The organism is Rhodococcus sp. 15-2388-1-1a (assembly GCF_002259145.1).
GTDB lineage: Bacteria > Actinomycetota > Actinomycetes > Mycobacteriales > Mycobacteriaceae > Rhodococcoides.
On the sequence record NZ_NPFP01000051.1, the window covers coordinates 44,466 to 57,090 of the forward strand.

General features: G+C 65.2%; 16 protein-coding genes and 1 tRNA gene. 3 read left to right on the forward strand and 14 right to left on the reverse strand.

The window, feature by feature from the left end; translation table 11 throughout:
* Positions 1–166: 166 nt before the first annotated feature.
* The 6 genes from CH302_RS27805 to CH302_RS30925 all read right to left on the reverse strand — a co-directional run bounded on the left by CH302_RS27805 (position 167) and on the right by CH302_RS30925 (position 2,044).
* Positions 167–406 carry a hypothetical protein gene (locus CH302_RS27805; RefSeq protein ID WP_094650265.1) on the reverse strand — a complete coding sequence of 80 codons (240 nt, stop codon included), beginning with the start codon at positions 404–406 and terminating at the stop codon, positions 167–169.
* A gap of 1 nt (position 407) precedes the next feature.
* The gene (locus tag CH302_RS27810; protein ID WP_094650267.1) at positions 408–644 is read right to left on the reverse strand and encodes a hypothetical protein; all 237 of its coding nucleotides are present in this window, start codon (positions 642–644) and stop codon (positions 408–410) included.
* Complete coding sequence (locus CH302_RS27815) at positions 637–972, reverse strand: hypothetical protein (protein ID WP_094650269.1); 336 nt, start codon at positions 970–972, stop codon at positions 637–639. Before CH302_RS27815 ends, CH302_RS27810 begins: the two co-directional genes overlap by 8 nt.
* A 114-nt stretch (positions 973–1,086) precedes the next feature.
* Positions 1,087–1,710: a hypothetical protein gene (locus CH302_RS27820; protein WP_094650271.1), complete on the reverse strand. Its 624-nt coding sequence runs from the start codon at positions 1,708–1,710 to the stop codon at positions 1,087–1,089.
* On the reverse strand, positions 1,707–1,838 hold the full coding sequence (locus CH302_RS30770; RefSeq protein ID WP_255139152.1) for a hypothetical protein: 132 nt from the start codon (positions 1,836–1,838) through the stop codon (positions 1,707–1,709). The genes CH302_RS27820 and CH302_RS30770 overlap by 4 nt, the downstream gene beginning before the upstream one ends.
* Before the next feature lie 5 nt (positions 1,839–1,843).
* Complete coding sequence (locus tag CH302_RS30925) at positions 1,844–2,044, reverse strand: helix-turn-helix domain-containing protein (protein ID WP_094650273.1); 201 nt, start codon at positions 2,042–2,044, stop codon at positions 1,844–1,846.
* Between the two features lie 139 nt (positions 2,045–2,183).
* Here CH302_RS30925 and CH302_RS27830 point away from each other — a divergent pair, with 139 nt between their 5' ends.
* Positions 2,184–2,495 (forward strand): helix-turn-helix transcriptional regulator, encoded by a 312-nt coding sequence (locus CH302_RS27830; protein ID WP_094650281.1) that lies wholly within the window; start codon positions 2,184–2,186, stop codon positions 2,493–2,495.
* Here CH302_RS27830 and CH302_RS27835 read toward each other — a convergent pair.
* Positions 2,457–2,529 (reverse strand) — tRNA-Asn (locus CH302_RS27835). The two genes, CH302_RS27830 and CH302_RS27835, sit on opposite strands and share 39 nt — an antisense overlap.
* A 138-nt stretch (positions 2,530–2,667) precedes the next feature.
* Here CH302_RS27835 and CH302_RS27840 point away from each other — a divergent pair.
* Positions 2,668–2,913, forward strand: coding sequence for a hypothetical protein (locus CH302_RS27840; RefSeq protein WP_032394749.1), 246 nt, complete (start codon positions 2,668–2,670; stop codon positions 2,911–2,913).
* Here CH302_RS27840 and dnaG read toward each other — a convergent pair.
* The 7 genes from dnaG to CH302_RS27875 are packed head-to-tail and all read right to left on the reverse strand — an operon-like array spanning position 2,910 to position 10,419.
* Entirely contained in the window at positions 2,910–4,826 is a 1,917-nt protein-coding gene (gene dnaG, locus CH302_RS27845) for a DNA primase (RefSeq protein WP_037193018.1), read from the reverse strand. The two genes, CH302_RS27840 and dnaG, sit on opposite strands and share 4 nt — an antisense overlap.
* A 53-nt stretch (positions 4,827–4,879) precedes the next feature.
* Positions 4,880–6,154: a deoxyguanosinetriphosphate triphosphohydrolase gene (locus CH302_RS27850; protein ID WP_037193020.1), complete on the reverse strand. Its 1,275-nt coding sequence runs from the start codon at positions 6,152–6,154 to the stop codon at positions 4,880–4,882.
* Positions 6,155–6,871 carry a YdcF family protein gene (locus CH302_RS27855; protein WP_037193022.1) on the reverse strand — a complete coding sequence of 239 codons (717 nt, stop codon included), beginning with the start codon at positions 6,869–6,871 and terminating at the stop codon, positions 6,155–6,157.
* Positions 6,872–6,927: 56 nt separating this feature from the next.
* On the reverse strand, positions 6,928–7,536 hold the full coding sequence (locus tag CH302_RS27860; protein ID WP_037193024.1) for a response regulator transcription factor: 609 nt from the start codon (positions 7,534–7,536) through the stop codon (positions 6,928–6,930).
* 12 nt (positions 7,537–7,548) lie between these two features.
* Positions 7,549–8,658: a sensor histidine kinase gene (locus CH302_RS27865; protein ID WP_037193551.1), complete on the reverse strand. Its 1,110-nt coding sequence runs from the start codon at positions 8,656–8,658 to the stop codon at positions 7,549–7,551.
* A gap of 46 nt (positions 8,659–8,704) precedes the next feature.
* Entirely contained in the window at positions 8,705–9,508 is an 804-nt protein-coding gene (locus tag CH302_RS27870) for an ABC transporter permease (RefSeq protein WP_037193026.1), read from the reverse strand.
* Positions 9,505–10,419 (reverse strand): ABC transporter ATP-binding protein, encoded by a 915-nt coding sequence (locus CH302_RS27875; protein WP_037193028.1) that lies wholly within the window; start codon positions 10,417–10,419, stop codon positions 9,505–9,507. The genes CH302_RS27870 and CH302_RS27875 overlap by 4 nt, the downstream gene beginning before the upstream one ends.
* Positions 10,420–10,547: 128 nt before the next feature.
* On the opposite strand from CH302_RS27875, the gene CH302_RS27880 reads away from it, so the two are divergent.
* On the forward strand, positions 10,548–12,625 hold a 2,078-nt coding region (locus tag CH302_RS27880; RefSeq protein ID WP_255139158.1), incomplete at its 3' end, for a TPM domain-containing protein.

Consider the following 12,625-nt stretch of genomic DNA (forward strand, 5'->3'; position numbering starts at 1 on the left):
GAACATCATGTAGAAGCGGAGACGGCAGCGAACCGACGGTGGCAGGTCATCGTTCATGAGACGTACCACCCAGCTGCGATCACGAGAGTGCAGATCAGACGCATCGCGAAGTAGCCACAGACAGCGGCGGCCGCGATCAGGACGTAGGCCACCCTCTCGTCGGTCATCACGCGGTCACCTCGACCGACGCGAGCCACAAGTACAGGGCGTCGCGGACGTGCTTCGGGAGTGCGTCGGCGGTGACCTCGCTGATCGGTGTGTCACTGCTGCCCTGCGGTGATTGCTCGACGACCGCCTTGCCGAGTGGCGACTTCTTGTCGACAGCATCGACCTGTATGAAGTACCGCTCGTTGACCAGGCCACGCTTCGCGTTGACCTCGGACACGATCACTTTCATGTCGGACATGTCATGCCTCCGCTACGTTTTCGAGGACACCCTCGAGCAGGCTGAGTTGGTATGCGATGTGGGTGATCAGCTTGTGTTGATCACGGTCGACGTCGGTGTCGGCGAGCTGGTCGACGGCGGACTTCGCTGCCCGGCGGATCAGATCGGCGTTGTCGATCAGCTGCGCGCGCTTCGCCTCGCGAGCCATTCGGACTGCGCGGCGGCCGTTGATGACGCCGACGCACGCGGTGTCAGCCATGCGCCACCGCCGGGGCTGCGACCGGTGGCCCGGTGATCTCCGAGCGCGGCGGGAGGTACGCGACACGGAGCTTGTCGCCGGGTTTCATCCACCGGTCGTTGACGGCCTGCCACAGATGCAGTCCGTCGACCTCACCGCGGTAGACGACTCGGCAGGGGTACACCGTGTAGACGGTCTTGCCTGCATCGTTGACGTGCGGGACGAGGAGCTCGACACCGTGTGGCCGGTCAGTCGGGGTCGCGGCGGCCGGGATGTACCGGTCGTAGGCGAGCTGCGCGGCGAATGCAGGGCCGGACAGATCGTCGGGGGTATTGTTGCTGGTGCTCATCAGGATTCACTCGATTCTTCTGGTGAGTAGACGGGCCTCGCGGGCAATGCGGGGCCCGTTACTTGTCGGTCGAGGTAGGTGGATACCGGTGGTGGCGGCGACCCGGGGGGCCGGTCAGCCGCCACCACCGGGGCCTGAACCGTCAGGGGCCGCAGTGGGATTCAGCGCACCACCGTGACGGTCAGACGGCCCGGCAGGTTTCCCCGACGGGCGGCTCTTGAGGTGCTGGCCAGGCTTCGGAACATCTGGCTCCGTACGGAGCGCATCGTTTCCCGTGAGGTGTTGGAATTGCTCGGCCACTTTGTTGACATAGACCGTGACCGTTTCGGCGGGACTGCGCGTCATCAGCGTTTCGACGTTCGACTCGATATCACCGTGCGAGATGTAGGGAGACGGATCTGCTGCGACGGTGAGCACCTCACGTAAGGCGCGCCTCAACCGCTCCAACCGTCTGTTCAGTTCTGCGGCAACGGCATCGATCCGATCAGCACCCTCGGCAAGCATGCCAACTCGATCGACGTAGTCCAGGTCCTCGACCGCACGGATCGCATCCCGCATCCACAACGTGGTCACACGAGCCGCGGCCTGAGCCTCCTTGGCGCACTCTCGCTCCCGCTCCCGACGCGCCTGCTGCTGCTCTACGACGTGCGGCACATGACTGGGAAGGCGACCGAGATCGTACGGTCGCTTCTCCGGCGACAGCAGGAAGCGCTGGCCGGCCCGGTCCGGCGCGCTCACAGCCAGACCTTCAACGCAGAACCCACCTGCATGAACGCCCACAGAATCAGCACCCATGAGGCCGCGCCCGCTGCGCAGATCGCGAGCAGCCACAGTGCGAGGCTGCGCGGAGATCGGTTGCGCTGCATGGCAATCACGAGACTGCCGTTTCGTGACGTCGCGCCTGGTCGTATCGATCGACCTCGGCCGGCTCAATCAGGTAAGCCCCGGTTTTGGTCGGGAGCTTCTGGGCGGCCAGCGCATTTCTCGCGATGGCCTGCTGGACTGCGCGGCGTGTGATGCCGAGCCGAGCCGCCACCTGAGCGACGGTTAGCAGGTGTTCGATACTTGACATAGGTCAAGTTCTACCGTGCAACTTGGCACACGTCAACTATTACGCCCTAGGCGGTTCGATCGACGTAGGTGTTGTTATCCGTCACACACACGGTTCGTACCTGTTGCCAAGTTACGAACGTGGTTCTAAGCTACGAACTATGACAACCGTGTATGACCAGGGACGGGTTCCTGAGATTCAGCCGCGACACCGGCTGCGCATTGCGCGCGAAGAGGCAGGCCTCGAGCAGACCGAACTCGCGGAGCGCATCGGAATTTCTCGACAGAGCGTGTCCAACGCCGAGAGCGGCAAGACCTCGCCCCGGAAGGTGGTCTTCAACGCGTGGGCACTCGCGACCGGTGTTCCGGTGAGCTGGCTGCAGACGGGGACAGTCGAAAGCCCCCGCCCGGATGGACCGGACGGGGGCTCTGAGCTCCCCCACCTGGACTCGAACCAGGAACCCTTCGATTAACAGTCGAATGCTCTGCCAATTGAGCTATGGGGGATTACCTCGCGGCGTCACACTCTCGTGCGAGCCGTTGGAAACAATAGCGCACACCCCCTGCCGAGTACCAAATCGCCCTGCTCGAGGTTCGTCGGGCAAGATGGAAGAACAGCCGCACGCTCGAGGGAAGGACCTACTGATGATTCGTTTGGTACTGGCGGCTGGAGCTGCGTATGTGCTCGGCGCCAAGGCAGGACGAGGCCGGTACGAGCAGATTCGCAAGACTGCGAGCGCCGTCGCGTCGAGCCCGGCCACCAAGAAGGCGATCGAGGTCGGCCGCCAGAAGCTGTCCGATTCCCTCAACACTCAGCCCCGACTGGAGCCGATGAAGCCGATCGACGACGAGACCCAGGTCTTCGTTCCCCGCGATCAGCTGCGGCGCTAACCGACCTCGGCCACACTTCCGACGGCGAGCTCGAGCAGACTGCGGCGGTACTGCTCGAGGGCGATGAGGTCGCCGAACAACGCGTTGTAGTCGTCGGGCTTCTCCACCGGTGACATGCGCTGCAGTTTCGATTTGAGTTCGGCCACCTGTTGGCCGACCCACACTTCCTGGAGTCGCGCGAGTACGCCCGAGATGTAGCGAGTGAGGGCGTCGTCGGCCACGCGCATCGGGTCGACGGCCAACTCGGTGACCAACGACACGACCACGGCATCCTTGGCCTGTTTGGCGACGGCATCGACCCACTCCCCTCCGCCCAGGCCTGCAGCGGTGCCGCCGGCAGCGGCCACTGCGTCGCGCACGGCCGAGTACGCCGGGTGATGGAAGCTTTCGGGCGGGAGCGAATCGAACACCGTGCCTGCCATCGCAGGCATCTGCAGTACCGCCTTGAGGGCTTCGCGCTGCGGCCACAGAGACGGATCGGTGGGGTTGGGACGTGGAGGTCCCGTGGGGGCCTCCACGGGAGCAGCCTGACGCTTCTCGAACGGGACGCGTTTGCCGCTCGTGTCGCCCCGGGCACCCTTCTTCGCCTCGTCGCGAACCCGGGCGAGCACCATTGCGGTGTCGTCCCACCCGGTCCAGCCGGCCAACTGCCGCGCGTACTCGTCCCGCAGCGACGCATCCTTGATGCGGGCGACCACCGGGACGGTTCGCTTCAACGCCTCGACGCGCCCCTCGGGTGTGTCCAGATCATGTTCTCGCAGAAGTGATTTGACCACGAAGGCAAACATCGGGGTACGCCTGGCGACGAGATCGCGAACGGCATTGTCACCGGACTTCAAACGTAGGTCGCACGGGTCCATTCCGTCCGGAGCCACTGCGACGAACGTCTGGCCGGCAATCTTCTGATCGCCCTCGAACGCCTTCATCGCGGCGGCCTGCCCGGCTTCGTCTCCATCGAAGGTGTAGATCACTTCACCGCGAAAATAGCTGTCGTCCATCATCAGTCGGCGCAGCATCGCCAGGTGGTCCTCGCCGAACGCAGTGCCACACGACGCCACTGCCGTCTTGACTCCGGCCAGATGCATCGCCATCACGTCGGTGTAGCCCTCGACGATGACGGCCTGATGGGACTTCGCGATTTCCTTGCGTGCCAGGTCGAGACCGAACAACACCTGAGACTTCTTGTACAGCATGGTTTCCGGGGTGTTGATGTACTTACCCGGCATCGTGTCGTCGTCGAACAGTTTGCGTGCGCCGAAACCGATGACGTCACCGCTCTGACTGCGAATGGGCCACACCAACCGACGCCGAAAACGGTCGATCGGCGTACCGCGCTTACCGGGTGTCGCCAGGCCTGCGTCGACGATCTCCTTGGCCTCGAAACCCTTGCCCAGCAGATGCTTGGTGAGGGTGTCCCAGCCGTCGGGTGCGTAACCACAGCCGTAGGCCAGAGCAGCGTGCCCGTCGAAGTTGCGTTCGGTGAGGTAGTCCCGCGCAGCCTGGGCGTCGGGCCCGCTGAGCCTGCCCGCGTAGAACTCCTGCGCTGCCGCGTTCGCGGCGATCAGGCGCGCGCGGGTGCCGCGGTCGCGTTGAACCGACGGCCCTCCGCCCTCGTAGGAGATCGAGTAGTTCAACCGATCGGCCAATTGCTCGACGGCCTCGACGAACGAGATGTGCTCGATCTTCTGCAGGAAGGAGTAGGCGTCACCGCCCTCGCCGCAGCCGAAGCAGTGATAGTGACCGTGATTGGGGCGAACGTGGAACGACGGAGACTTCTCGTCGTGGAAGGGGCACAACCCCTTCATGGAGTCGCCGCCCGCGCGCTTGAGAGAGACGTAGTCGCCGACTATGTCTTCGATCCGTGTGCGTTCGCGAATGGCGGCGATGTCGCGTTCAGGAATTCGGCCGGCCACGAAGGGCAGTCTAGTCCCGATCCGGACCTACCCACATTCGGTCGGCGGCGCGGTCAGCCCCAGCTGGCCTGAGCTCCGAGTGACCGCTTGTCGATCAGTTCGAGTCGACTTTCGGTGTACGACGCTATCTGGTCGACAACCACACGAGTCCGTTCCGCGTCGCTGTCGGCCCGCTGCCAGGCGGGCACCAGAATGGGGTCCAGTTCGCCCGGAGCCGAGCGCATCAACCACTCGGCGACGCGGTGGATACGGTCGCGTTGGCGCTCCTGGCGGATCTTGTGTCCGGCATCGGACATCACGTACCGCAACGCCATCGTCTTGAGCAACGCCACCTCCGAGCCGACGATCGACGGCACCACCAGATCGGCGTCGTATCGGCTCAGCGGCGCAGTGCCGTACTTCTCGTGGGTGCCCTCGATAGCGGCGGTCGCGAAGCGTCCGACCAGTTCACTGGTCATGTGTTTGAGCGCGACGGAGGCTTCGAGGGTGCCGTCGTAACGTCCGACCGCGACCACGACGGGCATTCTCGACAGTCGATCTGCGGCCTCGATCAGTTCGTCGACATCGAGCCCGCGAAATTCCGAGACGCCGAGTTCGGCGAGAGCGCGTCGCTCGATCGGATCGGACAGAGCCCGTAGGTCGATTCGAGCGTCGATGACGCCGTCCTCGACGTCGTGCACCGAGTACGCCACGTCGTCGGACCAGTCCATGCTCTGCGCTTCGAGGCACTTGTGCTTGTCCGGCGCACCGTCACGCACCCAACCCAGAATGGCGGAGTCGTCGTCGTAGGCACCGAATTTCGCGCCGGGCGCGGGCCTGATCCACGGATATTTGGTGGCGGCGTCGAGCGAGGCTCGGGTCAGGTTGAGTCCTGCGCTGCGGCCGTCGGCGTCGAGGATCTTCGGCTCGAGTCCGGTGAGAATGCGGAGGTTCTGTGCGTTGCCCTCGAAGCCACCGCAGTTCTGGGCCACTTCGTCGAGGGCGCGTTCACCGTTGTGTCCGTACGGCGGGTGGCCGATGTCGTGCGCCAGCCCGGCGAGGTCCACCAGATCGGGATCGCTGCCCAGACCCTCGGCGATGCTGCGGCCGATCTGGGCAACTTCGAGCGAGTGCGTCAATCGCGTGCGCGGGGTGTCTCCGTCTCGAGGACCGGTGACCTGTGTCTTGTCGGCGAGCCGGCGCAGGGCGGCGCAGTGCAACACGCGCGCTCGATCGCGCGCGAAGGCGCTTCGATGCGAGGCGTTGTCAGCCCCGGCTCGCAGTCCTGCGGTCTTCGGAGGTTCGGGGACGAATCGTTCGACGTCGTGTGCCGAGTATGTGCCGGTCATCTACTGGCCTGCCGTGTAGGAGAAGTCCGCGGTGAAGTGGGTCAGCTGGTACCACAGCAGAGCGCCTGTCTCCCTGGCGATTCCGTGCGCCTGGGATTCTCTGGTGTAGACCGCGGGACCGGTGCGTGTCGGGGAGGTCCAGGCGTCGAGTCCGGCGTCGCGCGCCATGGTTCGGGTGCGTAGTGAATGCCATGGATCGCTGACCAACACCACCGACGACTTGCCCTGTTCGCGCAGAGTGTTGCTCACTGCCTCGATGCTCTCGAGGGTGTCCGAACCGGTCTCGACGGCAGTGATGGCGTCGGCAGGAACTCCCTGATCGATCAGATAGTTGCGGCCCGAGGCGGCCTCGGTGAACAGATCGCCCTCCTGCTTTCCGCCGACGGTGACGATCTCGGGGGCAATTCCCTGTTCGTACAGTGACGCGGCCTGGTCCAGTCGTGCCTCGAACACAGTCGAGGGTGTACCGCTGTACTGCGCCGCGCCGAGCACCACGATGGCGTCCGCCTTGGAATAGTCGTCGATGCGCGCCACCTGCCATACCCGCACCGCTGTTCCGGCGACCAGCACCAACGACATCAGGATCACTCCCGCGACCAGCCGGCCGGTCCAGCGTCCGAGCGTTCCGAAGAAGCCGAGGCGCTCGGGACCGGGGTCCGGGGCATACCGATCGTCGTACGGGTCGCCGTACGAATCTCGGTCGAGAGTTGAATTCACCCCTCGAGTTTGCCAGGCCTACGCATCTTCGGTGGCAGCGGCGCGCCTCGCAGGACCTACAGCCACCCTCGGTCCTCCGCCACTCGCACCGCTTCGGCGCGGGTGCTGGTGCCGGTCTTCCCTATCGCCGACGACAGGTGATTGCGCACCGTTCCCTCCGAGAGGTGGACCTGAGCAGCGATGGACCCTGCCGTCCCGCCCCGGGCAGCCGCACGGAGAACCTCCTGCTCTCGGGCCGTCAGTGGAGAGACGCCGTCGGTGAGGGTTTCGGTCGCCAGCGTCGGATCGACCACGCGAAGCCCCATGTGCACGCGCCGAACGGCGTCGGCCAGCTGCTTGGCGGGGGTGTCCTTGACCACGAAGCCCGACGCACCCGCATCGATGGCGCGTCGCAGGTAGCCGGGTCGACCGAACGTGGTGACGATCAGCACCCTCGACTGCGGCGCGACGAGCGCCAGTTCGGCGGTGACCTCGATCCCGTTCTTTCCCGGCATCTCCACGTCGAGCAGGACGACGTCGGGTCGATGTTCGAGAACGGCAGCGGCAACCTCGTCCCCGCGTCCCACCTCGGCGACGACCTCGAGATCGTGTTCGAGCCCCAGCAGAGCTGCAAGTGCACCCCGCACCAGAGCCTGATCGTCGGCCAGCAACAGTGTGATGGTCATTGCGCCTGCGTCCTATTCACCGTGTACCTCCACCCTGAAACCGCCGGTCGGCACCCGGGCGATCGTCAGTACACCACCCGCGGCAGCCACGCGTTCACCGAGACCGCGCAGACCGTTGCCGCCGGACTCCTTGTCTGCCGGTCCCACTCCGTCGTCGACGATGGCGATGCTCGACGCCGTCAGCGTCACCCGGCAGTGTCGTGCGCTCGAGTGTCGAACCACGTTGGTCACCGCTTCCCGGATCACCCAACCGAACAGTTCTCGGTGTCGCAGCGGCACCACGTCGGCGTCACAGGGAAGATCGGCGTCGATTCCCGCGGCAGTCAATGCCGTTTGCGCACTTGCCAATTCGGATCCGATGTCGACCTGCCGCATACCTCCGACGGTACTGCGCACATCGGCAAGTGCTTGCCGAGCAAGGGTTTCCAGCTCTGCGATCTCGACGGCCGCTCGGGCGGGGTCGATCTCGATCAACCTGCCGGCTAGTTCGCTCTTGACGGTGATGACGGTCAGGGAATGGCCGAGGATGTCGTGCACGTCCCGGCTCATGCGCTCGCGTTCGGCCACGATGGCCAGGTCTGCCAATTGTTGCCTGGCCACGGCCAATTCGTGATTGCGCTGGAACACCTGGGTGATGCCCCAGGCCGCGGCCGCGCTGATCAGCAGCTGAAATGCGAAGAAGGTGTCGGGCTCCCAGGACGACAAGAAGCGTGGCACCGCCTCGACGAGCGCGACCATCACCAACACCAACGCCCACGCTTGCCTGACCGGCAGGGTCATCATGGCCAGTACTGCGATGTAGACGGTCGCGCCGAATGCGGTGGTTCCTATCGACACGCTCATGAACACGGTCAGCGCGATCATGACCCCGAGCGCGATCCACGCCTGCGAGACCGGCAGTGGCTTTCCTCGGCGGTGTCCGTTACGAAAACGCCAGAAAGTGGACGTGAACACGGCACCGAAGGCAACGATCGTCATGACCCCGGCAACCTTCGCCGGCACGTAGTCCAGAGCAAGGATGTCGTTCAACGGATAGATCAGGTACACCAGCCAGATGGCTCCGAACATCCAGCCGAACCGCCAGATCCGGCCCTCGGGAAGGTCGGCGGTGAACGTGGTCATGCCGCCCACGGTATCTCTGTGGACGACATGATCAGTGGTTTCGGTCTCAGGCACGCTTGGTGTCTCTTCGGAACAGCAACGCAGCTCCGGCGACGAACACCGTCGCCCACACCACCAGGTTGATCACGGCGATCAGCAGAGTTCCGGTGTCAGCGGAGGTGAACGGTGCCCGGGTGATGGTGGCCAGGCCGTAGAGCGGGGTGAACTGGGCCAGCATCGGGAACCAGCCGCTGTCGCCGAGCGGAACGAACAATCCGCCGGCCAGCGCCAGGAACGCCAGCACCGGTCCGAGGATCTGCATGACGTTCTCCGACGGCAGCAGATAGCCCATGAAGAGGCCGAACGCGGCGAACACTGCGGACCCGAGCCACGCGATCACACCACACGCGAGCCACACCCAGATCGGCATGTCGGCCCCGAAGAACTTCGCGACGACGAACACCACGACAATGGCTGCTGCACCCATGGTCATGGCCACGAGGACCTTGGTGACGATGTAGGCGACGGGCTCGAGCGGAGTCAACCGCAACTGTCGGCTCCACCCCTGAGCTCGTTCGACCGACACCATCGCTCCCCCGCTGGTGGTGGCGAGCATCGCGCCGTAGACCGCCATGCTGATGGCGATGTACGCGGTGACGTTCCCATGCGCGAACGGGTAGTCGGTCCGGTAGTCGGACTGCGTACCGAAGATGACGAAGAACACCGGCGGCATCACCAACGTGAAGATCAGAGTTCGCTTGTTTCGGAAGAGCCTGCGAATTTCGAGTCCGAGGAACGTAGGCGAGAATCCGCCCCAGGCAACGGCTCTGGCGGATGTGCGGGTGGTGGCGGGGTGAGTGCTCGTGGTCATCGGATGCTCCCGGCGAGGTCGTTTCGTGAGTCGGTGGTCAGGGCGAGGAATGCATCCTCGAGGTTGCGCGAGACGATCTCCAGATCGGTCGCGTGCGCGTCGTTGAGCAGGTATCGGGCCACTGCATCGGAGTCGCGACCGTGCACGATCACCCGATCGCCGCGCGTCTCGACGCGGTCCACTCCTGGCAGAGAGAGCAGCATCGACTGGTCGACGCCGGGCAGTGTGGCGGTGACGGTGCGCCCTGCCGCGAGGTTCTTCACCTCGGCGGCGCTGCCGTCGGCGACGATCTTGCCGTGCCGCACCAGCACGATGCGGTCCGCGTAGGCGTCGGCCTCGTCGAGGTAGTGGGTTGCGAACAGCACCGTTCGGCCGGTGCTGGCGTCCTGACGAATGGCGTTCCAGAAGTCGCGACGCCCTTCCACGTCCATTCCGGTGGTCGGCTCGTCCAGCACCAGCAGATCCGGATCGGGCAGCAGTGCGAGCGCGAACCGCAGTCGCTGCTGCTGCCCGCCGGAGCATTTGGCCACTCGACGATCTCCGATGTCGGCGATGCCTGCCCGAGTGAGAACCTCCTTCACCGACCGGGTGCGGGCGAACAGTGCCGACGTCAGCTCGACGGTTTCGCGGACGGTCAGATCGCGCAGCAGACCGCCGGTCTGCATGACGGCCGAGATGCGGCCCTGAGCGATCGCGTCGGCGGGAGCTCCGCCGAACACCGACACCGACCCGGTGGTGGGTGTTGCCAGGCCGAGCATCATGTCGATGGTGGTCGTCTTTCCCGCTCCGTTGGGTCCGAGAAATGCGACGACCTCGCCCGGTTCGATGGACAGGCTGAGCCCGTCGACCGCCCGGACCGAGCCATAGGTCTTGGTGACGTTTCGCAGTTCGACTGCCTTCGTTGTGGTCATGGGAATCACTCTGCTGCGATCGGGCGGCTTCGACCTCGTTCGAGCGTCACGATTGCGGGGTGACAACTGTCATGCGTCCGGATCGACCTGCTCGATCTCCTCGCCGTCCAGCCGGTAGATTTCAGCGCATGGCAGTCCAGCACCGGCGGCACACCAGCGCCCCAGTCGTTCGAGCAGCAATCCATCGATTTCGTCGTCTCGCCGCCGTGGGTGCTCTGACCCTGTTCGCCGCGGTCCTGCTCGCGCCAGGGGTTGCATCCGCCGAGGCTCCCTCGCGGCTGGCCACCCAGATCACCGACAACGTCCAGGCACTCGACCCGGATGCCCTCGCCGAGGTCCAGACCTCGATCGACGACCTCTACGGCAACAGTCAGGTCCGGTTGTGGGTCACCTATGTCGCGGACTTCGACAACCTGTCGGCGGCGAACTGGGCCGAGCAGACTGCGTCGAGAAGTGACCTCGGTCAGCGCGACGTTCTGCTCGCCGTGGCGACCGTGGACCGTTCGTACTACCTCGGTGTGAACACCGGGCTGTCTCAGATCACCACCTCCGAGCAAGATTCGATCCGTGTCGACGACGTCGAACCTGCACTGCGCGAAGAAGATTGGTCCGGTGCGGCCATTGCGGCAGCCGGTGCACTCGGCGACGCGTATGCCTCGAGCGGCAGTGGTGGCTCGTCGGCACCACTGCTGATCGGCGTCGGTGTACTGGCCGTGGCCGGCGGCGGAGCCGTCGTCTACTCCTCCCGGCGCAAGAAGGCCCGCGTCGCCGCCGAGGTCGAGGCCGTGGCGAAGATCGACCCGAGCGACCCGGCCGCACTGGCCGCCTTCCCCATCGACGTTCTCGACACCCGTGCCAAGGAAATTCTGGTCGAGACCGACAACGCGGTGCGCGCCAGCGAAGAGGAATTGAATCTCGCCCGTGGAGAGTTCGGAGATTCTGCGGCAGCACCGTTCATCGCCGCCCACGACAACGCCAAGAAGGCTCTCGCGTCCGCCTTCGAGATCCGCCAACGTCTCGACGATGCCATTCCGGAAACTCCCGATCAGCGACGGGCGATGCTCGTCGAGATCATCTCCTCCTGTGGCCAGGCCGATCGCGAACTCGATTCGCGGGTGGAGGAATTCGACGGGTTCCGCGATCTCGTGATGAACGCCGACGCCCACCTCGACGAACTGACCCAGGCCGTCGTCGGCTTGACGGTGAGAATCCCGCAATCCGAATCGGTTCTCACCGAGCTGCATTCGGAATTCGCCGCCTCCGCCCTGTCCTCGATCGCGGACAACGTCACGATGGCCAAGGACCGCATGGCCCTGGCCGAGGACAACATCGAGGCAGGCCGTAAGGCGGCAGCACTGCCACCAGGAAAGCAGGGGCCTGCGGTCACCGCGATTCGTACGGCCGAACGAGCCGTCGACCAGGCCAAGACCCTGCTCGACGGTGTCGACCATGCCCGGGACGACATCAGGCATGCCATCGCCACCCTGCCCGACGCCATCGCGGACGTTCGCCGCGACATCCAGCAGGCTCGCGGCTTGGCCGAACACGGTGGAGCCGAACTGCAGTCGGCGATGACTGCGGCGCAGACGGCGCTGAAGAACGCGGAGACGGCACAGTCCTCGGACCCTCTCGGCAGCTACACCGCGCTCGCGGCGGCCGACGCCGAACTCGAGAAGATCGTCGACGAGGCGTCGGCGGACAAGGCGGCCGAGGACCAACTGCGGGCCCGTCTGGATCGCGACATCGCGGCCGCTCAGGCGCAGATCACCGCTGCCGCGGACTACATCTCGACCCGTCGCGGCGGGGTGGGTGCCGACGCCAGAACGCGCCTGTCCGAGGCCGAACGCCACCTCGGTGCGGCTCGCCAACTCGAGGCCGAGAACCCCGACGAAGCCCTCAAACATGCACACGCAGCCAGCCAATTGGCGTCACGCGCATCGCAGATCGCCCAGGCCGATGTACAGAACTGGGAAAATCGTCACGGCCCGCGCGGTGGCGGTAGCGGCGGCAACGTCGCGGGAGCCGTGCTCGGCGGCATCCTGATCAACAGTGTGCTTCGCGGCGGCGGAGGTGGCGGAGGCTTCGGTGGCGGATTCGGCGGCGGCGGGCAAACGTTCGACGTCGGCGACATCTTCGGTCAAGGTGGTGGCGACGGCGGTATCGGCGACCTGTTCGGTGGCCTGTTCAACCGCGGCGGCACTCCATA